Source organism: Streptomyces zaomyceticus (assembly GCF_014656215.1).
GTDB classification, from domain to species: Bacteria; Actinomycetota; Actinomycetes; order Streptomycetales; family Streptomycetaceae; genus Streptomyces; species Streptomyces zaomyceticus.
Map to the genome: position 1 here is coordinate 301727 of NZ_BNBZ01000002.1, position 26576 is coordinate 328302.

General features: G+C 73.1%; 13 protein-coding genes. 7 read left to right on the top strand and 6 right to left on the bottom strand.

What is annotated here, in order from left to right; translation table 11 throughout:
- Nucleotides 1-44 precede the first annotated feature (44 nt).
- The 4 genes from IE311_RS04140 to IE311_RS04155 all read left to right on the top strand — a co-directional run bounded on the left by IE311_RS04140 (nt 45) and on the right by IE311_RS04155 (nt 2898).
- On the top strand, nt 45-674 hold the full coding sequence (locus IE311_RS04140) for a hypothetical protein (protein WP_189830138.1): 630 nt from the start codon (nt 45-47) through the stop codon (nt 672-674).
- The gene (locus IE311_RS04145; protein ID WP_189830139.1) at nt 674-1360 is read left to right on the top strand and encodes a hypothetical protein; all 687 of its coding nucleotides are present in this window, start codon (nt 674-676) and stop codon (nt 1358-1360) included. The genes IE311_RS04140 and IE311_RS04145 overlap by 1 nt, the downstream gene beginning before the upstream one ends.
- 104 nt (nt 1361-1464) lie before the next feature.
- Nucleotides 1465-2157: a DUF4230 domain-containing protein gene (locus tag IE311_RS04150; protein ID WP_189830140.1), complete on the top strand. Its 693-nt coding sequence runs from the start codon at nt 1465-1467 to the stop codon at nt 2155-2157.
- A 93-nt stretch (nt 2158-2250) separates the two neighbouring features.
- Nucleotides 2251-2898 (top strand): VanZ family protein, encoded by a 648-nt coding sequence (locus tag IE311_RS04155; protein ID WP_373313744.1) that lies wholly within the window; start codon nt 2251-2253, stop codon nt 2896-2898.
- On the opposite strand, the gene IE311_RS04160 is transcribed toward IE311_RS04155, so the two are convergent.
- Entirely contained in the window at nt 2780-3304 is a 525-nt protein-coding gene (locus tag IE311_RS04160; RefSeq protein ID WP_308439791.1) for a MerR family transcriptional regulator, read from the bottom strand. The genes IE311_RS04155 and IE311_RS04160 overlap by 119 nt on opposite strands.
- Here IE311_RS04160 and IE311_RS04165 point away from each other — a divergent pair.
- Nucleotides 3303-4073 (top strand): methyltransferase domain-containing protein, encoded by a 771-nt coding sequence (locus IE311_RS04165; protein ID WP_189830142.1) that lies wholly within the window; start codon nt 3303-3305, stop codon nt 4071-4073. The genes IE311_RS04160 and IE311_RS04165 overlap by 2 nt on opposite strands.
- Nucleotides 4074-4171: 98 nt before the next feature.
- Here IE311_RS04165 and IE311_RS04170 read toward each other — a convergent pair whose 3' ends face one another.
- Genes IE311_RS04170 through IE311_RS04180 form a run of 3 tightly spaced genes read right to left on the bottom strand, consistent with a single transcriptional unit; the run spans nt 4172 to nt 7567 of the window.
- Nucleotides 4172-5155, bottom strand: coding sequence for a quinone oxidoreductase family protein (locus tag IE311_RS04170; protein ID WP_189830143.1), 984 nt, complete (start codon nt 5153-5155; stop codon nt 4172-4174).
- Between the two features lie 49 nt (nt 5156-5204).
- Nucleotides 5205-6266, bottom strand: a complete 1062-nt coding sequence (locus IE311_RS04175; RefSeq protein WP_189830144.1) for a sulfotransferase family protein — start codon at nt 6264-6266, stop codon at nt 5205-5207.
- Between the two features lie 32 nt (nt 6267-6298).
- A complete protein-coding gene (locus IE311_RS04180) occupies nt 6299-7567 on the bottom strand; it encodes an MFS transporter (RefSeq protein WP_189830145.1) in 1269 nt (422 codons plus the stop codon).
- 56 nt (nt 7568-7623) lie between these two features.
- Between IE311_RS04180 and IE311_RS04185 the strand changes: the two genes are divergently transcribed.
- Entirely contained in the window at nt 7624-8256 is a 633-nt protein-coding gene (locus IE311_RS04185; RefSeq protein WP_189830146.1) for a winged helix-turn-helix domain-containing protein, read from the top strand.
- A gap of 316 nt (nt 8257-8572) precedes the next feature.
- Here the strand turns inward: IE311_RS04185 and IE311_RS04190 are convergent, their stop codons facing one another.
- Together IE311_RS04190 and IE311_RS04195 are read right to left on the bottom strand one after the other, a co-directional pair.
- Nucleotides 8573-9586 (bottom strand): class I SAM-dependent methyltransferase, encoded by a 1014-nt coding sequence (locus IE311_RS04190; RefSeq protein ID WP_229901713.1) that lies wholly within the window; start codon nt 9584-9586, stop codon nt 8573-8575.
- Nucleotides 9587-9827: 241 nt separating this feature from the next.
- Nucleotides 9828-19241: a non-ribosomal peptide synthetase gene (locus IE311_RS04195; RefSeq protein ID WP_189830147.1), complete on the bottom strand. Its 9414-nt coding sequence runs from the start codon at nt 19239-19241 to the stop codon at nt 9828-9830.
- A gap of 210 nt (nt 19242-19451) precedes the next feature.
- Between IE311_RS04195 and IE311_RS04200 the strand changes: the two genes are divergently transcribed.
- The gene (locus IE311_RS04200; RefSeq protein WP_189830148.1) at nt 19452-26486 is read left to right on the top strand and encodes an amino acid adenylation domain-containing protein; all 7035 of its coding nucleotides are present in this window, start codon (nt 19452-19454) and stop codon (nt 26484-26486) included.
- Nucleotides 26487-26576: the final 90 nt, after the last annotated feature.

Consider the following 26576-nt stretch of genomic DNA (forward strand, 5'->3'; position numbering starts at 1 on the left):
AGTGACGAACAGCACACCAGCAGTCACCGTCCAGGAAGGCAGTCATGTCGACCACGACCGTAGTTCTCATCCTCGCGGCGGCGGTAGCCGCGCTACTGGTGGCCGGTGTCCTGCTCCGGGCCCGCAAGGGCACGGGCAGTGGCACACGCTCCCTCCAGCGGCGCTTCGGCCCCGAGTACGACCGCACCGTCGCGCTGCACGGCGGCGACAGCGAGTCCGCCCGGCGCGACCTGCGGGAGCGGGTCGAGCGGCACGGCGGCATCCGCCCCCTGCCGCTGGAGCCGGCGGTCCGGGAGCACTACGCGGCCCAGTGGACCATGCTCCAGGAGGGCTTCGTGGACGCCCCGCGGCTGTCCGTCGCCGACGCGGACGAGCTGCTCACGCGGATCGCGGCGACCCGGGGCTTCCCGGACTCCGACCGGCCCGAGGATCAGCTCGCGGCTCTGTCGGTGCACCATCCGCACCACGTCGAGGGCCTGCGCACGATACGCCGTGCGGCGCGCTCCGAGTCCGCCTCGACCGAGGAACTCCGGGAGGCGCTGGTCCACGCACGTGCCCTGTTCGACGAACTGACGGCGGCCGGGAGTCCGACCGCCACCGCAGCCGCCCGAACACGCCCGGTGTCCGGGCGTGACCACCAGCATCTCCTCAAGCCGAAGGGAAGTGGCGCCTGATGGCACGCGAGAACCGGGACCGGCAGGGAGGGCCTTCCGTGGCCGTGCCCGCCCAGCGCAGCGGCCACCACCCCACGACACCCCCCGTCGCGCCGCCGCCCGTCCCGTCCCCGCCGCCCACCCCGCCCCCGGCGGTGCCGCCGCAGGCGGCACAGCCCGCCGTCCCGTCCGGAGACCCCGGTGCCACGGGCCGGAGCGGCGGGAGCCGTACGAACGCTCCTGCCGTGACCCCCGCCGCGCCGCGCGGGCGGGACACGACGGACCGGCCGGGCGAGGGCCGTGCCTCCGGCGACGGCCGCGGCCCGGGCCCCGGCGAACGCGGTGACCACGACGGCAGCCTGCTGGACGGCGGACCTCGGTCCGGTACGGGACACGAGTCCGGCGCCGACGGCGGAGGCCCGGCCGGACAGCTGCTCGACGACGTCGACCGCGACCTTCTCGGCCGGCGCCTGCACCGCGCGCTCGCGGGGTTCGTCGACTCGCCCCACGACTCGGTCGCGGAGGCGGCCGAGGTCCTCGCCGCGGCGGAGGAAACGCTCGTCGCCGCCCTGCGGGACCGGCGCGCCGCCCTGCGGGCGGGCTGGCAGGGCGACGGCGGCCCGGACGGGCCGGGCCCCGACACCGAGCAGCTCCGACTCACCCTGCGGACCTACCGTGAGGTCACGGAGAGGCTGCTCCGGGCGTGATCCGGTCCTCCGCGACGGTGGACTCATGCGTCCCGTCGGTCCCCACCCGTCACAGATCGAGACGGGTGGGGACTGACGACCCGTTCGCGGGGCACCAGAGCCCCATGGGAGTAGACACGGAAGAACAGCCTCGGCAGGGAACGACGGAACCCGCGCGGGTCCGGCGCAGGCGGCCCGCGGTCGTCGTGCTCGTCGTATGCGCCGTACTGTCCCTGATCCTCTTCCTCCTGGGGCGGTTCCTGCACCTGCCGGGCCTTGACGACGTGTTCGGGGTCGACACGCACGACCGCTCCGGCCCGGCGGTGCTGAAATCCATCCAGGACATGCACCGGTACGAGGGAGCCGTCGGCAACTACCAGGTCGTGGTCGACCTGGAGAAGGACGCCAGGCTCCTGCCCGACGCGATCCGCGGGACTCGTACGCTCTTCGTCGCGAGCGGCAGTGTGGCCGCGTACGTGGACTTCGGCGGCCTCGGCACGGGCAGCGTGACCGTCGACGAGAAGCGCGGCACGGCCACCCTGCGACTGCCGCACGCGCGGCTCGCCGAGCCGGCCGTGGACCCCAAGGGTTCCTACACCGTCTCGAAGCAGCGTGGCCTTGTCGACCGGCTGGGGGACCTGTTCTCCGACAACCCGGCCGACGAGCGCGCGGTCCACATCCTCGCGGCCGACCGCATCGGCGCCGCCGCCGAGGAGAGCGATCTGACGAGCCGTGCCGAGCGGAACACCACGTCGATGCTCCAGGGCCTGCTCCACGCCCTCGGCTTCGAACAGGTCACCGTCGCGTACGCCTCTTAGCGTGCTCGCCACCGGGATCCATGTGCAGTACGGGTGCCCCGATCCCTCACCGGGGCACCCGCAATCCTCTTCGAGAAGGGCGGAGTCGGGTCCATGACGTCACGTATCGGATGGCACCGTGTCACGACCGAGTGGCAGCGGAGGCGGCAGGAGAGGCAGAGTCGGAAGCAGGAACAGAGCCGGCGGGAAAGACAGAGACAGAAGCGGCAGGAGAAGCGGAAGGAAGAGGAGGTGAGGAGGTCCTCGGGGACGGGGCCCGGGCCCTGGCTGCGCGCGGGCGTGGTCGTGCTGGCCCTCGCCGCGATGGTGGCCTTCGGTGTCGTCCTCGCCCGGCTGACCCTCCAGCCGTCGCCTGCCTCGGAGACGCTCACCCACGCCAACCTCAGACCCGGGGACTCGATCCGCGCCTACCTCGGGCAGCCGGCTTTCCGGGACACCGTCAAGCAGCTCGGCGGCAACATCCTTCTGGGTGTGCCCTTCGGCCTGCTGCTGCCCCTCGTGTCCCGCCGCAGCCGTGGGTTCGTGAACGTCGCCCTGCTGACGGTGGCGACGATGCTCCTGGTCGAACTGGTCCAGGGCGCCCTGATCACCGGGCGCGCCTTCGACATCGACGACGTGCTGCTCAACACCACCGGCGCTCTGCTCGGCTACGCCCTGGTGGGCCGCCGCCTGGGCCGGGCCGTGTATCCGCGGCGCCGCCCGGGGGGTTCGCCACCAGCCGGAAGTGGGCGCACCGGGTGAAGTCCTCGTGCTCGCAGCCGAGGACGCATTCGACGAGCGCGAGTGCAGCCCGCGCGGCCGAGATCCGGGAGCGCAGAGCCTTGGCCTCCCGGTTCAGGATGTTCCGTCGTCTCTCGGCGCCGGCGGTGGTGAGCAGCGCGCGAAGGGTGTCCAGAGGGAGCCCTGCCTCCTTGGCGCGGAGGATGACGGCGACGCGGGTGAGGTCGGCGGCGCGGTAGCGGCGGCGATTGGCGCTGTCGCGCGCGGGAGTGAGGAGCCCCATCGTCTCCCAGTGACGCAGGACGTGCGGGGCCAGTCCGAAGTGTCCGGCGAGGACACCGATGCTCATCGGTCCGCCCTCACCGCCGACAGGTGTCCCGTGCTCGCTTGACTTCATGCCGACATCACGTCCCAGCCTGTCGTTCATGACCAGGAAGACAGAGGAGGCACCCCGGCCGAGCGACGGCCTCGTCGCGCGGCTCGACGAGGCCGACCGCCTGCCGGGCGCCGAAGAACTCAGGGATCTGTCCTACGACATGCTCGGCGCGGGACCGGGCACCCGTGTGGTGGACGTGGGCTGCGGAGCCGGACGCGCCGTGGCGGAACTGCTCGAACGGGAGGTGGAGGCCGTCGGCGTGGACCCGAGCGAACGGATGATCGCCGTCGCCCGTGGCCGGTGGCCGGGAGCGGACTTCCGGATGGCGGGGGCGTACGGGCTGCCGCTGCCGGACGCTTCGGTGGACGGCTACCGGGCCGACAAGGTGTTCCACGAACTGGCCGAACCGGAAAGGGCGTTGACCGAGGCGCTCAGGGTTCTCGCGCCCGGAGGCCGGATCGTGCTGGTCGGCCAGGACTGGGACACCTGCGTCATCGACTCCGACGATCCTGCCCTCACCCGTACCGTCGTGCACGCCCGCGCCGACCTGACCGTCGGCCCGCGGGCGGCTCGCCGATACCGCAACCTGCTGCTGGACGCCTGCTTCCACGACGTGACGGTCGCGGTGCACACCCTCGTGTTCACCGGGCCGGCGATGCTGCCCATGCTCACCGGACTGGCCGAGGCGGCCTGCTCCTCCGGCGCCGTCGCCCGTGTTCGGGCGGACGGCTGGACCGCTGATCAACGCGCACGGGCCGAGGCCGACCGGCTCTTCATGGCCGTGCCGATGTTCGTGGCCGCCGCGACCGCTCCCCGGTGAGGGCGACCGCACCCCGGTGACGGCGACCGCACCCCGGCGCGGCGGTGGCCGCCCGACCGAGGCGCGCCCCGGTGCGGTCGTACGACGGCCGCCGCGGATCACAGGGTCGCCGGGGAGCAGACGAGTACCGTCTTGGCGATCGTGGTGCGGGCCTCGAGCGCCGTATGGGCGGCCGCGGCGGCGGACAGGGGGAGGCGCCGGCCGATCCTGACGTGCAGACGTCCGTCGCGGACCAGCCGGAGTACGGCCGTCCCCCGGCGGAGCAGTTCCGCCCGGTCCTGGATGTGGTGCCCCAGATTCGGGCGGGTGACGTACAGGGATCCGGCGGCGTTGAGGCGCTGCAGGTCGAACGGCGGCACCGGGCCGCCGGACTGCCCGTAGACCGCCAGGACCCCGCGCGGACGCAGCGAGGCGAGGCTCTCGTCGAACGTCGGGCCGCCGATGCCGTCGAACACGGCGGCGGCGCCGAGGCCCCCGGTGTGCCGCCGTACCGCCTCGAGCAGTGCTCCCGGGCGGTAGTCGACGACCTCGACCGCGCCGGCGGCGCGCGCGGCCTCCGCCTTGGCCTCGGTCGAGGCGGTGCCGATGACCGTTCCGCCGCGCAGCCGCACCAGTTGGGTCAGCAGCATGCCCACGCCGCCCGCGGCGGCGTGCACGACGACGGTGTCGCCCTCCCGCACCGGGTAGGTGTCGTGGCACAGGTAGTGCGCGGTCATGCCCTGCAGCAGGGTGGCGGCCGCCGTCTCGGCGTCCAGCCCGTCCGGCACCGGCACCAGCCGGTCGGCGCTCAGCAGGGCGTACTCCGCGTAGGAGCCCGGCAGGTTCGCCCAGGCGACGACGTCCCCGACGGCGACCTCGTGGACCCCGGGTCCGACCTCGACGACGGTACCGGCGCCCTCCTGCCCGGGGACGTACGGCAGTTCCCTCGGATAGAGGCCGGACCGGATGTACACGTCGATGTAGTTGACCCCGGCGGCGGCGAGCCGTACCAGTGCCTCGCCGGCCCGTGGCGTCGGTCGTGGGAGGTCGACGAGTTCGAGCACTTCGGGCCCGCCGGCCCGGCCGGCCTGGATCGCCTTCATGGCGGTGATCGTACGACGGTCGGCCGACGCCGGCCGAGGGCCGGGCCGTTCAGATGCCGTCATAGCCGGCCTCTTCGGCGAGCTCGCGGACGACCGGCAGGACCTGGCGGATCTCGGACTCGTGACGGCGCCACTTGTCCGGGTCGGGGACGGTCTGGGTCATCACGACGGGGAGGTCGCGGCGTCCCCAGGCGTCGGCGAAGGGCAGGTCCACCGCCTCGGCCACGGACTCCATGGTGGACACCGGGTCGGCCTGGACGTCCTCGTAGCGGACGAGTACCGCGTTGCCGGTGGGAGCGAGGCTGCGGGCGGCGTCCAGGACGGCCCGGTTGTGGGCCAGCCAGTTCTGGGCGCAGACCTCGGCCAGGCGCAGGTCCACCCAGTTCCGCCAGCCGGGCGGCAGGCTCAGGTTCCACCACTCCTTGCCCCACGGGAACACGTCCGAGTAGCCCTTGATGCGCAGCGGCTCCGGCACCGGGTAGGAGAAGAACATCCGCGGGTTGAGCCAGGCGTCCATCAGGGAGCCGATGCTGGTGCGCGGATCGCGGACGACGAACACGTACTTGGCGTCCGGGTAGAGGGCCTGGAGGAAGGGGATCCGGAAGCAGGACTGGATGCTCTTCTCCACCAGCCTTATCCCGTCGGCGAGTTCGGCCTCGGTGGGGCGCGGGCCGCGCGGCGGGAAGCAGAACGGCGTGATCTCGTCGAGTTCGCCGCCCTCCCGTGTGGTGGGCGGCCCTTCGGGCAGCTCGCCGGGGAAGCGCTCCTGGAGGGCCTTGAGCGGCACGTCGTAGTAGTACGGCTGGAGGCCCTGGGCGCTGATGAAGTCGAGGAAGTCGAGCTTGTCGCCGACCGACCACTCCGCACCGGGCCTGCGCGCGGCGGCGAGCAGGTCGGCGTTCAGCCGGGCCGCCACCTCCGGGGTCGCGTCGGAGGCGTCCAGGGCGTTGGAGTGCCAGCCGCGCCGGCTGGGGTGCAGGCTGTCGCGTTCCCAGATCGGCTTGCCCTCGCGGCCGATGCTCCAGACGTGCTCGCTGCGTTCGATGAGACTGCGGACCAGGCTGGTACCGGAACGGGGGTGACCGACGATGAAGATGGGCTGCTTGAGCATGGCTGAGCTCGCTTTCGTGAGGAGGCGGGTTCTCATTCGGGCCAGCGGGCGGACCTGACGTGCCGGCTCGCGAGCCCGGCCGCCGTGATCGCGGCCTGGGTTCCGGCGATCAGGACGATGGCGCCGGTGACGCCGAGGAACTGCAGGGCCAGGCCGCCGACCAGGGAACCGAGCGGGGATCCGGCGCCGATGAGGGTGATGGTGGCGGCGATGGCGCGGCCCCGCCGGTGGTCCGGGGTCTGCCGGAAGATCATGATGTCGACGAGGATCTTCAGCGCCGGCAGCCCGAGCGCCGCCAGGGTGAGCATGGCGAAGACCCAGAGGGGGCCGAGCGGGAGCGCCAGCAGGGCCACCGCGAGGGTGGTCAGCGTGGACGCGGAGAGCAGCAGCGCGCCGGGGCTGAGCAGACGGTTGAGCCGCGGCACCAGTGCCGAGCCGACGAGCATGCCGACGGCGGTGCCGGACAGGGCCAGACCGATGGTGCCGGGGGAGTGTTCCTGGTCGCGCAGGGTCACCATCACCATGAGGATCGCGGCGGTGATGCTGAAGTAGAAGATGCTGATCAGGAGCAGTGCGGAGCGGAGGAGCCGGTCGCCGAGGAGTTCGATCACCCCGGAGAAGGCGTTGGCCAGCGGCCCGAGCGCGCTCTTCGGCTCCTTCTCCACCGGCTCGGTGGGCGGTTCCGCCTTCGGTACGCGGATCACCAGGGCGCAGACGAACGAGATCACGAAGCCGACGATCGCCGCGACGAAGGGGAACGTACGGGAGACCAGGTAGAGCGCGCCGCCGAGCGGCGGTCCGGCGAGGGCGGCGGCTCCGCTGCGCGCCTCGTCCTGGCTGAGCGCCGCGGTGAGCTGATGGTCCGGCACGACGGCGCGGATCAGGAGCATGCGGGCCGGTGCGCCGAAGGCCGTACCGGCGCCCAGGACGATCGCGGCGAGGATCAGTAGGCCGAAGTTCGCCCGGTCTGCCATCAGACTGAGCACGATGAACAGGAGAGTGAGTGCGCGGACCGCTTCGGAGATCAACAGGATGCGGCGGCGGTCCCACCGGTCGACGACCGCGCCGGCCGGCAGTCCGACCAGGAGGGCGGTGCCGATCTGGGCGAAGCCGAAGAGTCCGGCCAGCGCCGGTGAACCGGTCAGGGACATGATCAGCAGGGGATAGGCGACCTCCACGGTTTCGAGGCCGAGGTTGGCCGAGGCCGCCCCGATCCACAGAATTTGGAAGCGCCGGTTACGGCGCAGGGGGACTGACGTGGCGAGAGTCGCGCTATCACTCTGACGTAAGCGTTCACTCATGCGTGAAAGGTAGCATGCACGTGAATGGTTCGCTACGAGGAAACGGAGTTGGGTTCATGGCTGACGATGCCGACGCGGTGACGGTCGTCCGGGAGGTGGACGACGTGGAGACGCTGAAGGCCCTGTCCGACCCGCTGAGACTGGCGATTCTGCGCACGATGATGAGCGATGTGCGTGCGCCGCACAGGGTGAAGGACATCGCCCGGCTTCTGGACCAGCCGCCCACCCGGCTCTACCGGCACATCAAGGTGCTCGAGGCGGCGGGCCTGATCAAGGTGGCGCAGACCCGGATGGTCTCCGGGATCCAGGAGAGCCAGTACCAGGTGGCGCAGTTCGCGCTGCGGCTCAGCCGTGACCTGCTGGCGGCGCCCGGCAACGCGGGCGACCTCGCCGACGCGTTCGCCGTGACGCTGAACGACTTCCGCGACCGGCTCGTACGGGACATCATCAGCGGCCGCTTCCAGCCGGAGTCGGAGCCCGAGGCCGCGGAGAAGCCGGATCCGCTCGGCCCGATGGTCGTGGCGCTGGACCGCCGGCTGTCGCCGGAGCGGGCGAGCGAGTTCCGGTCCCGCCTGTCCGCGCTGATGGAAGAGTTCAACCGACCCGACGACGAGGAGAACGCCGTCGTGCCGGTCGAGTTCCTGCTGATGTTCTGGGCGCCCAAGGAGCCCCCGGGGGAGCCGGCCTAGCCACACCGACGGGGGCGGGAGGCGCTCCTGTCCGGTCAGTGGGCGCGGGTCCGCGCCCGCCGATCGGGGGTGAACGCACGGATCCGGTGCACCGTTTCGACGGTGCACCGGATCGACCGGGTACGGACCGGCTCGTGGCGCGGCGGCCCGTGAGAGGGCGGCCCGTGGTGAAGCCTCTGGTGATGTGCTGCGTGGGGCCGCCCGCGCTGGGACGGATGCCGGGCGGATGGTGGTGAGGCCCGTGGTGGGGCGGCTCGGGGCGGGGCGTCAGCGCCTCGTGGCCGCGGCGGCGCGACCGTCAGCCGCCGGGCGCGGCCTACTTGGCCGCGATGAACAGCCTGCCGCCGGGGAACCGGTGCGGCACGCAGCGGGCCCGGTCGAAGCCGGCCTGCCGGAAACGGGCGAGCCAGTCCTCCTCCGGAGGCAGCGACACCTCCATGAACTCGGCGTGCAGATAGGTGAACAGCGAGCTGAACCTGCGCTCGCGCTCCGCCGACGCGAACGGAACGGCGTCGGTGATCGCCATGATGCCGCCCGGGCGCAGCGCCTCCCGGCACCTGCGCAGCACCCGGTCGAAGACGTCGCCCTCCTGCACGATGTCGTGGAAGACGAATCCGGCGTGGATCACATCGGCACCGGCCACCGGCGAGGGGTCGTCCGCGACGGACTGGATCGGCCGCTCCACCACCGTGAGACGGTCGCCGACGCCCGCCGCGTGCGCCGCGCGGGACGCCTCCTGGCATGCGCCGCCACTCATGTCCAGGGCCACGCCGGTGCTCTCCGGCAGCCGCCCGAGCAGGTCGATCAGCAGACCGGCGGCACCGGCGCCGAGGTCGACGATCCTCTTCGGCCGCACGGCGAGGATCGCCTCGGTCGCGGCGGGGTAGAAGCCCTGGCTGCCGATCCACCGGGAACTGACCGCCACCTCACGGCCGTCCCGCCGGTACTGCGCGGCGGAGCCGACCGGGTCGCGCAGGAACTCCGCCGGGTGCTGGACGTACGGCTGGTTGGCCCGCAACGACCAGATGAGATAGCCGGACTGGTGGATCCTGTCCGCGAAGTCGTCCGCGATCCGGAACTCCTTGACGCCGGTCGGCTCCAGCAGCGCCGCGGCGACCAGTGCGCCCAGGAAACGGCCCATGCCCTCCTCCGGCACGTCCGCGGCCACGGCCAGCTCGGTCACGGTGACCGGCTCGCCGCGCTCCAGCAGCGGGACGATGCCCAGCCGGTCGGCCATCTCCAGCAGGGCGGCGACGGCGGCGAGATCGGCTGCGGTCTCAGGGGTGCTGATGTGTGACATCGCGCTCTCCCACTCCATTTCGACGATCATCTCGAGTTCCACGGTGCCGGGCCGGTACGGTTCCCGGCCGGCGGGCACGGCGCCGTCGGCGCCGCGCCGGTCTGAGGTCCCCTCCCACGAGTCACCCTTCAACGGGTGCCGGGGGAGGGGGGTTTCGGCAGCGCGAACCGGTCGGGTCCGTCGCGGGCCGCGCCGGCCGGCACGCCGGTGGGTCGATGGGCGTGCCGACCGCTCCGGTGCGCACGGACACGCGGGATGTCCGTCCGTGGTCTCACCGGGAATCCACTTCCTCGCCGCCGGAGCCGCCTGAGCCGCCGGAGCCGCCTGAGCCGCCGGGCCCTCCGGGTCCGGCCGTGGCGGCGGGACCCGCCGGGCCGGTGCGCCGCCGAAGCTTCGGCCGCGTGCGGTTCGCCGTCCGGCCGAGGCGTTCGGCGAGCGCGGCGACCGTCGGGGACTCGAAGAGCGCGGCCACGCTGAGGCTCGCGTCGAACCGGGTGCGCACACGGTTGAGCAGACGTGTGGCGAGCAGCGAGTGGCCGCCGAGGTCGAAGAAGTTGTCGTGGACGCCGACCCGGGACGCCTTCAGGACCTCGGCGAACATCGCGCACAGCGCGGCTTCGCGCTCGTCCCGAGGTGCCACGTAGGCCGTCTCGGAGGTGCTCGGGCCGGGTGCCGGCAGTGCCTTCCGGTCGACCTTGCCGTTGCCGGTCAGCGGCAGTCGGTCCAGCGTCACGAACGTGCTCGGCACCATGTAGTCCGGGAGCGTCGCCGCGACGTGCGCCCGCACGGCGGCCACGTCCACATCCGCCGGCACGAGGTAGCCGACCAGCCGTTCGCCGTCCCCGGTGACCGTCGCGTGGGCCACGTCCGGGTGTCCGGTCAGGGCCGCTTCGACCTCGGCCGGTTCGATCCGGTACCCGCGGACCTTCATCTGCGCGTCGACGCGGCCGTCGAACTCGAGCACTCCGTCGGCACGGTGGCGGGCGAGGTCGCCCGTGCGGTACATGCGCCCGCCGGGCGGACCGTACGGGTCGGCCACGAACCGGGCGGCCGTCACGTCCGGCTGATGCGCGTACCCCCGGGCCAGGCCGGTACCGGTCACGTACACCTCACCCGACACCCCCGGCGGCACCGGCCGCAGCCGCTCGTCGAGCAGATACAGCCAGGTGTTGTCCATCGCCCGGCCGATCGGCACCGTACGGGCGGGCACCGTGGTGATCGGGTACCAGGAGGAGATGACGGTGGTCTCCGTGGTGCCCCAGGCGGCCGCGACCGCGGTGTCCGGCGCGCCGGCCACCAGCTCCGCGACCGACGCGGGCGACACCACGTCACCGGCCATCCACACGAGATCCAGCGCGGCCAGGGCCGGTGCGGCCTCGGCCACCATCAGATTGAACAGCGCGGAGGTGAAGACCGCGGTCGTGGCCCTCCCGTCGACGATGGTGCGGGCCAGCACCTCGGTGTCCAGCTCGCCCTCGGGCGCGATCACCACCCGGCCGCCGGTCAGCAGCGGCAGCCAGATCTCGAACGTGGACGGGTCGAACGACGTCGGCGAGTGCATCAGCGCGTCTGCGGGGCGCAGTCGTTCCCAGGCACGGTCGGTGACGAACTCGGCGACACTGCGGTGCGAGACACTGACCGCCTTGGGCGTACCGGTCGAGCCGCTGGTGAACATCGTGTACGCGGTGCGGTCCGGGTGCGTGACCGTCCTGGGGCCGCACTCCTCGGTGCCGGGGGAGGGCGCGACGACCGTCACCCCGGTCAGCTCCGTGGGGCCGTCGGTGACGAGCAGGCGGGCCTTCATGTGGTCGACCATCCGCTGCTGCCGGGCGAGCGGCGCGGACCGGGGCAGGGGCAGATAGCCGCCACCGGCCTTGACGACGGCCAGCACGGTCACGAGGTAGTCGATACCGCGCGGCTGATGCACCGCCACCGGATCGTCGGGACCGCAGCCCGCCGCCACCAGGGCGTGCGCCAGATGGTTGGCGCGCCGGTCGAGCTCCCGGTAGCCGATCGACCGGTCGCCCTCGACCGCGGCGATCGCGTCCGGGGCCGCGGAGGCCCGCCGCGTGAACAGCACGGCGAGGTCCTCGTCGACGACCGGCCGCGCGGTGTCCCGCCGGCCCTCCAGCGCGGACCGCCGTTCGGCCTCGGAGAGCAGGTCGATCCGGCCGATCGGTACGTCCGGATCGGCGACGGCCGCGCCCAGCACCCGCAGCAGCCGGTCCACCAGGGCGGCCACGGTCTCCCGGTCGAACAGGTCGGTGCGGTAGCGCACCTCGCCGGTGATGCCCTCGGGCACCCGGCCGTCCCCGTGGTGCTCGACGAAGCTCAGATTGAGGTCGAAGTCCACCGGACCGACCCGGATCGCCTCCAGCGCGCCCTCGACCGGCGCCGGCGAGACGTCCACGCCGGGCAGGGCGAAAGCGGACTCGGCGTTGTTCTGCAGGACCAGCATCGTCTGGAAGAGCGGGTGCCGGCTCAGCGAGCGGGCCGGGTTGAGCGCGTTGACGGTCCGGTCGAACGGCAGCTCCTGGTGGGCGTAGGCGGCCAGGTCCAGGTCCCGCACACGGCCCAGCAGCTCGCGGAAGCTCGGATCCCCCGCGGTGTCGGTCCGCAGGACCAGACTGTTGACGAAGCAGCCGATCAGATGGTCGAGGCCGTCGTCGCTGCGCCCGGCGACCGTGGTGCCGATGGGGATGTCGGTGCCCGCGCCGAGCCGGGTGTAGAGCGTCGCGAGTGCGGCGTGCAGCACCATGAACAGGGTGGTGTGGGTGCGTCGGGCCAGATCCAGCAGAGCGGTGTGCAGGGGAGCGGGCAGAGCGACCGGGAGCAGGGCGCCCCGCAGGTCCGACGAGTCCGGCCGGGGCCGGTCGTAGGGCAGGGCCAGTTCCTGGGGGAGCCCGGCGAGTTGCCCGGACCAGTACGCCGAGAGCCTTTCCCCGGCCGGACCTTCCAGCAGGTCCCGCTGCCACAGCGTGTAGTCGGCGTACTGCACCGGCAGCGGGCTCCAGGCCGGCGCGTCGCCGCGGACCCGGGCGGCGTACGCCTGCGCGAGGTCGTGGGTCAGCGGGGCCAGGGACCAGCCGTCGCCGCCGATGTGGTGCATCAGCAGCAGCAACGTGTGACGGTCCGGGCCGGTGCGGAACAGGTGCAGCCGCAGGGGCAGGTCGGTGGTGAGGTCGAACCGGTGGCCGGCGGCGGCCGCCAGCTCCCGGTCCAGGTCGGCCGGGGCCACCGCTGACGTCCGCAGCACCTCGTCCGGGTCGGCCTTGTCCAGGACCTGCTGGCGGGGTGCTCCGTCGACCTCGGGGAAACGGGTGCGCAGCGTCTCGTGCCGCTCCAGCAGGTCGCCGACCGCGGCGCGCAACCCCTCCGTGTCCAGGGCTCCGTCCAGGCACAGCACCAGCGGCCAGCCGAGCCCGTTCCACCGGGAGAGGAACCACAGGCGTTCCTGGGCGTACGACAGCGGCAGCGGGCGGGGCCGTGCGGCCGGCAGCAGGGCGCTGCGGCCCCGGTCCGTTCCGAGACCGGCGGCGATCCGTGCGGCGAGCGCCGCCGCCGTCGGGGCCTCGAACAGGTCGGCGACGCCGAGGTCCGCCCCCAGATGGGTACGGATCCGGTTGACCAGGCGGGTGGCGAGGAGCGAATGGCCGCCGAGGTCGAAGAAGTTGTCGTGGGCGCCGACCCGGGACCTGCCGAGCAGCTCGCCCATGAGCTCGACGAGGATCTCCTCGGTGGGGGTGCGCGGCGCGGTGTATCCGGTGCCGGTCTCGAACTCGGGCTCCGGCAGGGCCCGCCGGTCGACCTTGCCGTTGCCGGTGAGCGGCAGCCGGTCGAGGACGATGTGGGCACTGGGCACCATGTAGTCGGGCAGTGTGGCGGCGACCTCGTCCCGTACGGCGGCGACGTCCAGGGCCGCGCCCTCGGGCACCAGATAGGCGACCAGCCTGCGCTCGCCGCCGCGGTCCACATGGGCGGTGACGAAGGCCTGGCCGACCTCCGCAAGCGAGGTGAGCGCGGACTCGACCTCGGCGGGTTCGACGCGGAAGCCGCGGATCTTCACCTGGGCGTCGGCCCGTCCGACGAAGTCCAGGGTGCCGTCGGCGCGCCACCGGGTGATGTCACCGGTGCGGTACATCCGGCCGCCGGGCGGTCCCCACGGATCGGCGGTGAACCGTTCGGCGGTCAGGCCGGACTGTCCGGCGTACCCGCGCGACACCCCGGAACCGGCGATGTAGAGCTCGCCCGGCACCCCGGCCGGCACCGGCTGGAGCTGTCCGTCGAGCACGTACAGGCGGGTGTTGTCCATGGGACCGCCGATCGGCACCCGGCCGGGGACGGACTCCGCGCCGGACATCGAGAACCGGGAGGAGCAGGTGGTGGTCTCGGTCGGACCGTACAGGGCCCGGACCGTCAGTCCGGGGTGCCGGTCCAGAAGCCGTGTCACCGCCGCGGGCGGAACCACGTCGCCACCGGTCAGGATCTCGCGGACCCCCGCGAAGCAGTCCGGGTTCTCCGCGAGGGCCGCGAACAGACCGGAGGTGAGCCAGAGCCGGTCCACCCCGGACGTGGAGACCGCGCGGGCGAGGCCGGCGTCGTCGAGGATCTCCTCCGGAGCCACCACGACCGTGCCGCCGGTCAGCAGGGGGGTCCAGATCTCGTGCACCGAGGCGTCGAATCCCGTGGCGGAGTGCATCAGCACCGTGCCACCGGCCCGCCAGAGCCGGTCGCGGACGAACCCGGCCGCGTTCCGGTGCGTCAGGACGACAGCCTTGGGTGTACCGGTCGAGCCGCTGGTGAACATCACGTAGGCGGCCTGGTCCGGGTGCGGTGCCGCGCGGGGCGGCTCGGAGGCCTCGCCTTCCTCCGGCGCCAGCACGGTCATGCCCGTCAGATCGTGCGGCCCGCCGGCGACGAGCAGGGTGGCACCGGCCTGTTCGGCCATCCGGCGCAGTCGGTCCGCGGGAGCGGGCGAAGGCAGCGGCAGGTACGCGGCACCGGCCTTGAGCACCGCGAGCATGGACACGATCAGCTCGGCCGACCGTCCCTGGAGCAGTGCCACCGGCCGGTCCTGGACCGCGCCGGCCGCGACCAGCCGGTGCGCCAGGTGGTTGGCGCGCCGGTCCAGTTCGGCGTACGTGAGGGAGACCGGCCCGTCGACCGCCACCGCGTCGGGGGTCGCCGCGGCGCGCGCGGTGAACAGCTCCGGAATCGACAGGGCGGGCAGCGGCCGCGAGGTGTCGTTCCAGGACCGGAGGATGGTGTCGCGTTCCTCGCCGTCGAGGACGTCGAGCCGGCCCAGCCGCTGGTCGGGGTCGGTGACCACGGCCCGGAGGACGCGGACGAACCGGTCGGCCAGCGACCGCACCGTGTCCGGGTCGAAGAGCCCGGTGCGGTAGACGATCTCGCCGACGACACCGTCGGCGGCGCCGTCCCGCCGGTAGGTGTCGGTCAGGTTGACGAAGAGGTCGAGCTGGGCGGCGGACGGCGTCGACCGGACCACCTCGACGTCCAGACCGGTCAGACCGAAGTCGGCGTCGGCGTTGTTCTGCAGGACCAGCATGGTCTGGAAGAGCGGGTGCCGGCTGAGCGCGCGAGCCGGGTTGAGCGCCTCGACGATACGGTCGAAGGGCAGCTCCTGGTGGCTGAGCGCGGCCACGTCGTCGGTCCGGGTCCGCTCCAGGAGCTCACGGAAGGTCGGGTCGCCCGAGGTGTCGGTGCGCAGCACCAGGTTGTTGACGAAGAAGCCGACCAGATGGTCGAGCTTGTCGTCGCCGCGCCCGGCGACCACGGTGCCGATCGGGATGTCGGTGCCCGCGCCGAGCCGGGTGTAGAGCGTGGCCAGGGCGGCGTGCAGCACCATGAAGAGCGTGGTCCGGCTCTGCTGCGCCAGGGCCACCAGGCCGGCGTGGAGCGAGGCGGGTATCCGCATCGGGAGCAGCTCGCCGGCGTGGTCGGCGCCGCCGGGGCGGGGCCGGTCGTACGGCAGGGCCAGCTCCTCCGGGAGCTCCGCCAGGTAGTCCCGCCAGAATCCGGTCATCTGCTCCTGGTACGCCGTCGTGAGCAGGTCGCGCTGCCACAGCGCGTAGTCGGCGTACTGGACGGGCAGCGGCCGCCAGTCCGGTGTGCGGCCGGCGACCCGTGCCGCGTACGCGGTCGCCAGGTCCCGTGCCAGCGGCTGCATCGACCAGCCGTCGCCGGCGATGTGATGCAGGACGAGCACCAGCGTGTGCCGGTCCGGCGCGCTGCTCAGCAGCCACACCCGCACCGGCGGTTCCGCGGTGATGTCGAAGGGCCGGCGGCAGGCGGTCCGGACCGCCTGCTCCAGCTCGGGCTCGGCCACGTCGAGCACCCGGACCAGGTCGTCCGCCGGTACCCGGGCGAGCACGCGCTGGTACGGCTGTCCGTCCCGCTCGTCGAAGACGGTGCGCAGCGACTCGTGCCGCGCCATCAGGTCCTCGACCGCGGCGACCAGCGCGGCCCGGTCCATGGTGCCGGTCAGGCGCAGGACCACGGGGAGGTTGTAGGTCCAGCCGAGCGGATCCATCCGGTTGACGAACCACAGGCGCTGCTGGGCCCAGGACAGCGGGACGCGCTCGGGCCGGGGAGCCGCGACCAGGGCCGGCGCCTCCTGTCCCGCGGTCCCGGCGAGGGTGGCCGCGAGACCCGCGACGGTGGGCGTGGCGAACAGCGCGTCGAGCCCGAGCCGTACCCCGAAGGCGCCCCGGATCCGGTTGAGCAGACGTGCGGCGAGGAGCGAGTGGCCCCCGAGGTCGAAGAAGTCGTCGTCGATGCTGATCCAGGCCCGGTCGAGCAGTTCGGCGGCGAGTTCGCAGAGCAGCTTCTCCCGGGCGTCCCGAGGTGCCCGGCCGGACACGTCGCCGCGGAAGTCGGGTTCGGGCAGCGCACGCCGGTCCAGCTTGCCGCTCGCCGTCAGGGGCAGCGCGTCGAGCACCATGAACGCGGAGGGCACCAGGTAGGAGGGGAGCCGCTCCTTGGCCCAGTCGCGCAGCGCCGCGACGAGCAGCCCGCGACGGCGGGTGGCGATGGGGTCGTTGGTGAAGCCGGCAGTGGTGCCGGTGCCGGTGGCGGCCGTGCTGGCGGCGGATCCGGTGGTGTCGGTGGTGTCGGTGGTGCCTGCCGGGCCGGTGGTGCCGGTGGTCCGGGGCAGATACACGCCGTCCAGCGCCCGCGCGCCGTCGGTGGCCGGGAAGAGGACGTCGAGCAGGTCCGGGGCGTCCGCGGACCAGGTGACCACGGCGCCGCGTCCGTGCTCCGCGGCGAGCGCGTGCCAGTACTCCGGGTCGATCCGGTCACCCGGTCCCTCGAGCGCGCCGCGCGCGGTCTCCACCGGCGCGCCCGCCCGCACCGCCCGCAGGGCCGCGACCTCACCGGCGACCCGGGCGTTGCACACCCCGGTGAGCCGCAGCGCGGTGCCGGCGGCCAGGCGCGCGGCCAGCTCCTCGGGACCCCGTACGTCGGTCCCCCAGCTCAGCGCCGGGACCACCGACATGTTCTGCGCCTCGGTGCCGTTCTTGTGCAGCACCACGTCGTAACGGTGCTTGGTCAGTTCGTTGTGGTCCGCGCCGCGCTTGAGCCGCACGTCGACCGCGCCGGCCCCGACGGTGCCGAAGAAGCCCGGGTCGATCAGGAGCTCCTTCTCCAGGATCACCGCCTGCTCGATCTCGCGACGCAGCACCTCGGGCCCCGGATCGTGGTCGAGCTGCCCGAGCCGGACGCCGGTCCACATGCTGTCCACGAGCGGCAGGCACCGCACGTCGCCGACGATCAGCCGGCCCCCCGGAGCGAGCAGGTCGAGCAGCTTGACCAGCACGTCCCGCAGATAGCGCTCATGGGGGAAGTACTGCACGACCGAGTTGATGACGATCGTGTCGAAGTGGGCCCGGGGCAGGCCGGTGGTGACGTCGGCGGCCTGGACGCGCAGGGTGACCTTCCCGATCGTCTCCGCCTCGCCGGCGAGCCGGTCGCGCAGCCCCTCGATCGCGGACGCCGAGTAGTCGGTGCCCCAGTACTCGTCGACCCCGCCGACCAGGGGCGTGAGGATCAGACCGGATCCGACGCCGACCTCCAGGACGCGCCGCGGCGCGAAGTCCCGTACGCGGGTGACGATCGCCTCCCGCCAGCGGGCCATCTCCTCGACCGGGATCCCCTCACCGGTGTACGTGGAGTTCCAGCCGGTGAAGTCGGCTCCGAAGGCCGCTCTGTCGGACTCGTCGTAGAACGTCTCGTAGATCTGCTGCCACTCGTCCACGTGCCGCTCGGCGTTGCCGTCCTCGGACTCCGGTGCCTGTACGGCGACGAGATAGGCGGCGAGCCGCTTCTCGCCGCGCGGGTCCTCGTGCACCTGGACCCGGGCCTGCTCCACCGCCGGGTGCCCGGCCAGGACCGCCTCGATCTCGCCCGGCTCGATCCGCAGTCCGCGGATCTTGACCTGGTCGTCGGCCCGGCCGCAGTACGCGAGCTGGCCGTCCGGCAGCTGCCGTACCAGGTCGCCGGTGCGGTACATCCGGGTCCCGGGCGCCCCGAAGGGGTCGGCGACGTAGCGCTGTGCGGTGAGACCGGCGCGGTCGACGTACCCGCGGCTCACACCACCGCCTCCGCTGTACAGCTCGCCGATCTCGCCGGGGGGCGTCGGGCGCAGCGCCTCGTCCAGGACGTACAGACGGGTGTCACCGGACCGGGAGCCGATCGGCGGCGCGTCCGGCCCGGGCGCGAGCGGGTCGGACAGGGTGATGGCCATGGTGGTCTCGGTGGGCCCGTAGCCGTTGACCATCCGGCGGTCACGGCCCCAGGTGTCCACGAGGCGCGCGCCGCAGGCCTCGCCGCCGACCATCAGGGCCCGCAGCGACGGCAGTTCGGTCGCCGGTACGGTCGCCAGTACCGACGGCGGCACGAAGGCGTGGGTGATGCCGTGGTCCGCGAGGAACGCGGCCAGGTCCTCGCCGGCCAGCGTCTCGGGCGGCGAGACGACCAGGGTGCCGCCCGGCGTGAACGCCATCAGCACCTCGATGATCATGGCGTCGAAACTGGGCGAGGCGAGCTGCGACACCACGCAGTCGGAGTCCGTCGCCATCCGGTCCATCAGGTCGGCGGCGAACGGCGGCACTCCCCGGTGCGGCACCGCGACGCCCTTGGGCCGGCCCGTCGAGCCCGACGTGTAGATGACGTACGCCAGGGACAGCGGACGGTCCACCCGGTCGGGGGCGGTCACCGGCGCCGTCGCCGCCTCGGCCAGGAGCTCCGGCAGCGACAACTGAGTGGTGCCCGGTGTGTCGGGCAGTCCGGGCCGTACCGCCTCGGTGGTCAGCAGGACGCGGGGCGCGCTGTCGGCGCACATGAAGGCGATGCGCTCGGCAGGGTGATGGATGTCGACCGGCAGGAACGCGCCGCCGGCCTTCCCGACCGCGAGCATGGCGACGATCAGCTCGGCCGAGCGGGGCAGCGCCAGCGCCACCACGTCCTCGGCGCCGATCCCGCGAGCGCGCAGTACATGCGCCAACCGGTTCGCGGCGGCGTCCAGTTCGGCGTAGCTCGACTCGACCCGGCCGCAGCGCAGCGCCGGCGCGTCACCGCGACTCGCCGCGTGCCGCGCCACCAGACCGTGCAAGGACTCGGGCGATTCGATATCGGCTGTCGGCAGGCGCTCCGGCGAAAACGGCATCGCGGCTCTCTCCATGATCGATGTGTGCCGGTGGTCCCAGGCGGGCTGGCCCATGATGGGCGGACGAAAAGTTGTGCGACAACCCCTAAAAGAGGGCGCCGGAACCCCTTGGGACACCGCCTTTTCGCAGGCGGCGACGTTGCTCGACGACGAACCGTCCTATCGTGTGCGGCCGACGACCGACGATGTCTCGCAGGCGCAGGAGGATCTGTGTTCCCGTTGTCTTTCGCGCAGCAACGCCTCTGGTTCCTCAACCGCCTCGGCACCGGATCCTGGACCTACAACCTGCCGCTCGCCCTGCGGTTGGAGGGGCCCCTCCACCGAGAGGCCCTGCGCTCCGCCCTGGGCGACCTGGTGGCCCGGCACGAGAGCCTCCGTACCGTCTTCCCCGAGGTCGACGGCGAGCCGCGGCAGCGGGTCCGCGACACCGTGGACGTCATCGAGTTCCTCACCGAACTCGACGTCCCGGCGGCCGGACTGCCCACGACCCTGGACCGGCTGGCCCGGCACGCCTTCGACCTGACGGCGGACCTGCCGCTGAAGGTGTGGCTGCTGCGCTCCGACGAGCGGACCCACACGCTCTACATCGTGCTCCACCACATCGTCGGCGACGGCTGGTCGACGGCGCTGCTCGGCCGCGACCTGTGCACCGCCTACGCCGCCCGCCGGGCCGGCGCCGCACCGGACTGGGAGCCGCTGCCCGTTCAGTACGCCGACTACGCGCTGTGGCAGCGGGAACTCCTGGAGGGCCCGGACGGCGAGGATCTCCTCGCCCACTGGACCGGACGGCTCGCCGACCTTCCCGACGAGCTGCCCCTGCCCCTGGACCGGCCCCGGCCCGAGGTCTCCGGCGACGACGGCGGCGAGGTCCTGCTGGACCTCCCGGCCGCCCTGCACGCACGACTGCTGCACCTCGCGCGCGACGCCGACGCCTCGCTGTTCATGGTCGTGCACGCGGCCCTCGCGGGCCTGCTGACCCGGCTGGGCGCCGGCACCGACATTCCGCTCGGCACGATGGACGCGGGGCGCGCCGAGGAGGACCTGGAGGACCTGATCGGGTTCTTCGTGAACACCCTGGTGCTGAGGCTGGACACGAGCGGGGACCCGACGTTCCGGCAGCTGCTCGCACGGGCGCGGGAGACCGACCTCGCCGCCCTCGCCCACCCCGAGCTGCCCTTCGACCGGCTCGTCGAGGCGCTCAACCCGAGCCGGGCGCTCAACCGGCACCCGCTCTTCCAGGTCGCGCTGGTGCTGCAGAACAACGCCGCCGCGCAGTACACCCTGGACGGACTGACCGTGACGGAGCTGCGGAACGAGACCGTCGCGGCCCACTTCGACCTCTCGGTCAGCTTCACCGACCGGTACGCCGAGGACGGAACGCCCCTCGGACTGTCGGCGCAGCTCGTCCACCGCACCGAACTCTTCGACCGGGACACGGTCACCGCGTTCGCGCACCGCCTGGTGCGGCTGCTCGAAGAAGTGGTGGACGACCCGGACCGGGCCCTGGGCGACATCGACCTGCTGAGCGCCGGGGAACGCGACACCCTGCTGCACGAGTGGAACGGCACGACCCGACCGGAACAACCGGTCGGACTCGCCCGGGCGTTCACCCGGCAGGCCGCCCGCACTCCCGCCGCGCCCGCCGTGTCCGACGCCGACGGCACGCTGAGCTACGCCGACCTCGACCGGCGGAGCGACCTGCTCGCCGGCCGCCTCGGCCGGCTGGGCGTCACGGGGGAGACCCGCGTCGCGATCCTCCAGCAGCGCTCCGCCGACCTCGTCGTGTCGATGCTCGCGGTGCTCAAGGCCGGCGGCTGCTTCGTACCGCTGCCGCTGACCGCTCCCGTCGACCGGCTGCACGACATGCTGGACCAGGCCGGGGCGGCCCTGCTCCTCGTCGACGACGCGCTGCGCGACCACGACCTCGCGACCGGCACGGAGGTGGACACCCTGACGGTGACCGGCTTCCGGGCCACGGCGGCCGACCACGCCGCCGTACCGACCGGCGACGCGCACCCCGAGCAGGCCGCGTACATCATGTACACCTCCGGCTCGACCGGCGCGCCCAAGGGGGTCGTCACCACCCAGCGCGGCGTACTCGCCTTCGCCCGCGACCGGTGCTGGCAGGACGAACGCCCCCGCCGCGCCCTGCTGCACTCACCGCACGCCTTCGACGCGTCGACCTGTGAGATCTGGGTGCCCCTGCTCTCCGGCGGAGAGGTCGTCGTGGCCCCGGTCGGCGATGTCGACGGCGCCGTCGTCCGGGCCGCCGGCCTCACCGACGTCCTGCTGGTCTCGGGCCTCTTCCAGGTCATCGCGGAGGAGGACCCCGACTGCTTCGCCGGACTCCGCGAGGTGATGACCGGCGGCGACGTGATCAGCCCCGCCGCGGTCCGCGCGGTCCTGCGCCGCCATCCCGGCCTGCGGGTCCGCGCCACGTACGGACCCACCGAACTGACCATGTGCTCGGTGCAGATGTCCCTGCACGACCCGGACACGGTGCCCGACAGCGTGCCGATGGGCCGACCCATGGACAACACCGACGTCTACGTCCTCGACGACCGGCTGAGGCCGGTCCCGGTCGGGGTGATCGGCGAGCTCTACGCGGCCGGTGCCGGACTGGCGCGCGGCTACGCCGGCCGCGCCGGGCAGAGCTCCGAACGCTTCGTCGCCGACCCGTTCGGTGAGCCCGGCACCCGGATGTACCGCACCGGCGACCTCGCCCGGTGGCGCACCGACGGGACCCTCGAGTTCGCCGGCCGGGCCGACACCCAGGTGAAGATCCGCGGCTTCCGGGTCGAACCCGGCGAGGTGGAGAGCGTGCTGGTCCGCCACCCGCACGTGGCCCAGGCCCATGTCCACGCCCGCGAGGACCGGCCCGGGGACAAGCGTCTCGTCGGATACCTGGTGCCCGCCGAACCGAAGCCGGACCTCCCCGGCATCCGCGCCGCGGCCGCCTCGGTGCTGCCGCCCTACATGGTGCCCTCCGCCCTGGTCCTGCTCGAGCAGCTGCCGCTCACCCCGAACGGCAAGATCGACCGGCGGCTGCTGCCGGCACCCGAACGGGCCGACTCCGGCACGGACCACGTGGCACCCCGCGACGACCGGGAACGCGCCCTGTGCGCCCTGTTCGCCGAGGTGCTCCAGGTACCGCGGGTCGGCGTGCACGACGGCTTCTTCACCCTCGGCGGCCACTCGCTGCTCGCGATCCGCCTCGTCAACAGGATCCGCACCACCTTCGGCGCGGACCTCGGCGTGGCGACCCTCTTCCAGGCGCCCACCGTCGCCGAACTCGCCACCCGGCTCCTCGAACCGGGCGGCACCCGACGGATCCCCGCGACCGCCCGGGCCGCCGGGCTGCCGCTGTCGCACCAGCAGGAAGGCCTGTGGTTCCTGCACCAGCTCGACCCCGCCTCCCCGGTCTACAACGTGCCGCTCGCGCTGCGGCTCCGCGGCCGCCTCGACGTGGACCGGCTCTCGCACGCCCTGGGCCGACTGGTCGGCCGCCACGAGAGCCTGCGCACCCGGTTCGTCGCGGCGGACGGCGTACCCGTCCAGGTGGCCGATCCCGCACCGCCGTCCTGGCCGCTCACGGTCACCGCGACACACCCGGACGAGGTGCCGGAGGCACTCGCCGCGGCCGCCACCCGCCCGTTCGACCTGGCCGCCGACCGGCTCCTGCGCACGGAACTGCTGCGCCTCGGCCCGACCGAGCACGTCCTCGTGCTGTGCGCCCACCACATCGTCGCCGACGGATGGTCGGTCGGCGTCCTGCTCGACGAACTGTCCACCCTGTACACCGATCCCGGCGGCACCCTCCCGGCACTGGACATCCAGCCCGCCGACCACGCCGTCTGGCAGCGCACCCGGCTCGCCGACGACGAGCTGGACAAACAGCTCGGCTACTGGCGCGAACAGCTCCACGCGCTGCCGCAGCTGGACTTCCCGACCGACCGCCCGCGCGGCACCGCCGCCGGACACCCCGGAGCCACCGCGGAACTCCACCTCCAGGACGGTCTCGGCGCGTCCCTGCGCCGACTGGCCGACACCGAACGCGGATCACTGCTGTCCGTGCTGATGGCCGCGTACCTGGTGGTGCTCTCCCGGCACACCGGGCAGGACGACATCGGCATCGGCTCGGTGTTCTACGGCCGCAACCGCCCCGAACTCGAACCGCTCGTCGGCTACTTCGCCAACACGGTCGTGCTGCGCGCCGACGTCGCCGGCAACCCGACCTTCCGCGAACTGACACGCCGCTGCGAACTGGCCGTCCAGGGTGCCACCGAACACCAGGACCTCCCGTTCAGCACCCTGGTCGAGGAGCTGCGCCCGGCCCGTGAACCGGGCCGCAACCCCCTCTTCCAGATCAGCCTCACCCTGCACGCCGACGAGGGCTCGACGGCAGCGCCCGCCTTCGGCCCGGTCACCGTCGAACCGCTGCCGGTGGCCGGCGCGGTCGCCCGCTTCGACCTGGCCGCGCACGCCACCGTCACCGCCGACGGCGGACTGAGGCTGCAGGCCGAGTACGCCACCGACCTGTTCGACACCGACCGGATCACCCGCCTCCTGGAACACCTGGGCCGCGTCCTCACCCACGCGGTGACGGTCCCGGACGCCACCGTGGGCGAGTTCGTCCTCCCCGGGCCGGAGGAGGCGGCGCTGCTGCACCGATGGAGCGCCGCCCGGCGCGAGGTCCCGGCCGACGCCTCCCTGTGGGACCTGTTCGCCGAACAGGTCCGGCTGCGCCCCGACACGGTGGCGGTGGTCGCCGACGAGGAACGGACGACCTACCGCGAGCTCGCCCGGCGCGCCGAGCGACTGGCCGCCCGGCTGGCCGCCCGAGGCGTCACCCGGGGAGACCTGGTCGGCCTGTGCACACGCCGGGACACCGACCTCGTCGTCGGGATCCTGGGCATTCTGCGGGCCGGGGCCGCGTACGTACCGCTGGATCCCGACCACCCGGCGCAGCGGCTGTCCTTCATGGCCGCCGACGCGGGCCTGTCGGTCGTGGTCACCCAGCGGGGGACCGAGGTCCCCGCGACCGCGCTGCCGCTCGACGCCGACACCGACGGGGACCTCCCGGTGCCGGACCTGACCGTGACCGCCGCCGATCTGGCCTACCTGATCTACACCTCGGGCTCGACCGGGGAACCCAAGGCCGTCACGGTCCCGCACGCGCAGGTCGTCCGGCTGCTGCGGGCCACCCAGGACTGGTACCGGTTCGACGAGCGCGATGTGTGGACCCTGTTCCACTCGTTCGCCTTCGACTTCTCCGTCTGGGAACTGTGGGGCGCCCTCGCCCACGGCGGCCGGCTGGTCGTGGTGCCGGCCTGGCAGACCCGCTCGCCCGAGGACTTCCGGCGGCTGCTGGCACGGGAGGGTGTCACGGTCCTCAACCAGACCCCGGCCGCGTTCCGACAACTGGTCGCCGTCGACGAGGAGCACCCGGAGGAACTCTCCCTGCGGTACGTGATCTTCGGCGGTGACGCGCTGGACATCGACTCGGTACGCCGCTGGTTCGACCGGCACGGCGAGGAGCACCCCCGGCTCATCAACATGTACGGGATCACCGAGACCACGGTCCACGTCACGTACTGCCCGCTGACCCGGGAACTCCTGCGGGACAACGCGAGCCCCATCGGCGAACCGATACCCGACCTGTCGCTCTGGGTCGTCGACCGCGCCGGGCAGCCGGCACCCATCGGCGTGCCGGGCGAACTCCTCGTCGGCGGCGCCGGTCTGTCCTGGGGATACCTGCACCGGCCCGACCTGAGCGCACGGCGGTTCGTCGCCGACCGATTCGGCGGCGCACCCGGCGCCCGGCTCTACCGCTCCGGCGACCTCGCCCGGCGCCGTGCCGACGGCGGCCTGGAGTACCTGGGCCGCATCGACCAGCAGGTCAAGATCCGCGGGTTCCGGATCGAACTCGGCGAGATCGAAGCCGTGCTCGCCGCGCACCCCCGCGTCGACGACGCGTGCGTGACCGTCCGGGACGACCGTCTCGTCGGCTATGTGGTGACCGGGGAGACGGGCGACCTCGGCGGGATCCGCGCCCACCTGGCGGCCCGCCTGCCCGACTACATGGTGCCCTCCGCGCTGGTGTCCGTGGAACGCATCGCGCTGACCCGCAACGGCAAGGTGGACCGGGGCGCGCTGCCCGCACCGGAGCCCAGCCGCGCCGGCGAGTTCGTCGCACCGCGCGACGCCACCGAGCACGCCGTCGCCCGGGTCTGGTCCGGTCTCCTGGGCATCGACAGGATCGGCGTCCACGACAGCTTCTTCGACCTGGGCGGCACGTCCCTCGACCTCACCCGGCTGCGCGCCGAGATCCGGCGACAGCTCGGCGTCGAACTGGACATGCGCGACCTGTACTCGGCTCCGACCGTGGAGATGACCGCCATGCTGCTCGAACCGTCCCACCGGACCCGCCCCCAGCCGTCGCCGCTGGTGCCGATCAAACCCACCGGCGGCCGGCCGCCGCTCTTCCTCGTCCACGCCGTCGGCGGATCCGTGGTGCCGTACCTGCCGCTGGCCCGACTGATCGACCCCGAGCAGCCGTTGTACGGCCTGGAGGACCCGGGGCTCGACGGCGGCCCGGTCACCACCTCGCTGACCGCGCTGGCCGCGAAGTACGTCGACGCGATCCGCGTCGTCCAGCCGCACGGCCCCTACCACCTGGGCGGCTGGTCCCTGGGCGGTGTGGTTGCCGCCGAGATGGCCGGTCAGCTGACCGCCGCGGGCGAACAGGTGGCGCTGGTCGTCATGCTGGACACGGGAATGCCGCCGTACCTGGGGAAGGAACTGCCGGACCGCGCCGATCTCCTCGGCGGATTCGTCCACGACCTGGCCGGCCTGGCGGGCGTCCCGGCACCCGCCTACGACCGGGTCGCGCTGAGGGGCCTGTCACCGGACCGCCAGGACGAGGCACTGCTGGACCTTCTGGAGCGCGCGGCCCTCGTCCCCGAAGGCATCCGTGACGACATGCGGGAACGGATAGGGGTCTTCGAGGCCAACACCCGCGCCCTGCTGCGCCATCGCCCGGGCCCGGTCGACGGCCGCCTGGTGCTGCTGTCGGCGCGGCAGCAGCCCCGCAGGCCGAAGACGCGTCCGTGGCGCCTCCTCGCCCGGGACGGGTTCGAACTCCACACGGTCCCCGGTGACCACCACACCATGCTGCAGCAGCCCCATCTGACCACGCTGGCGGAGAGCCTGCGCGGAGTTCTGGAGCGGCTCGTCCGCTCGTGACGCGGCGTCGCCCCTGCCCGGTCCACGCGGACGGCCGGCTCGCCCGCGCCGAGTACCGGGCGGGGGCGGCGACGTCGTGGGCCCGGGGCC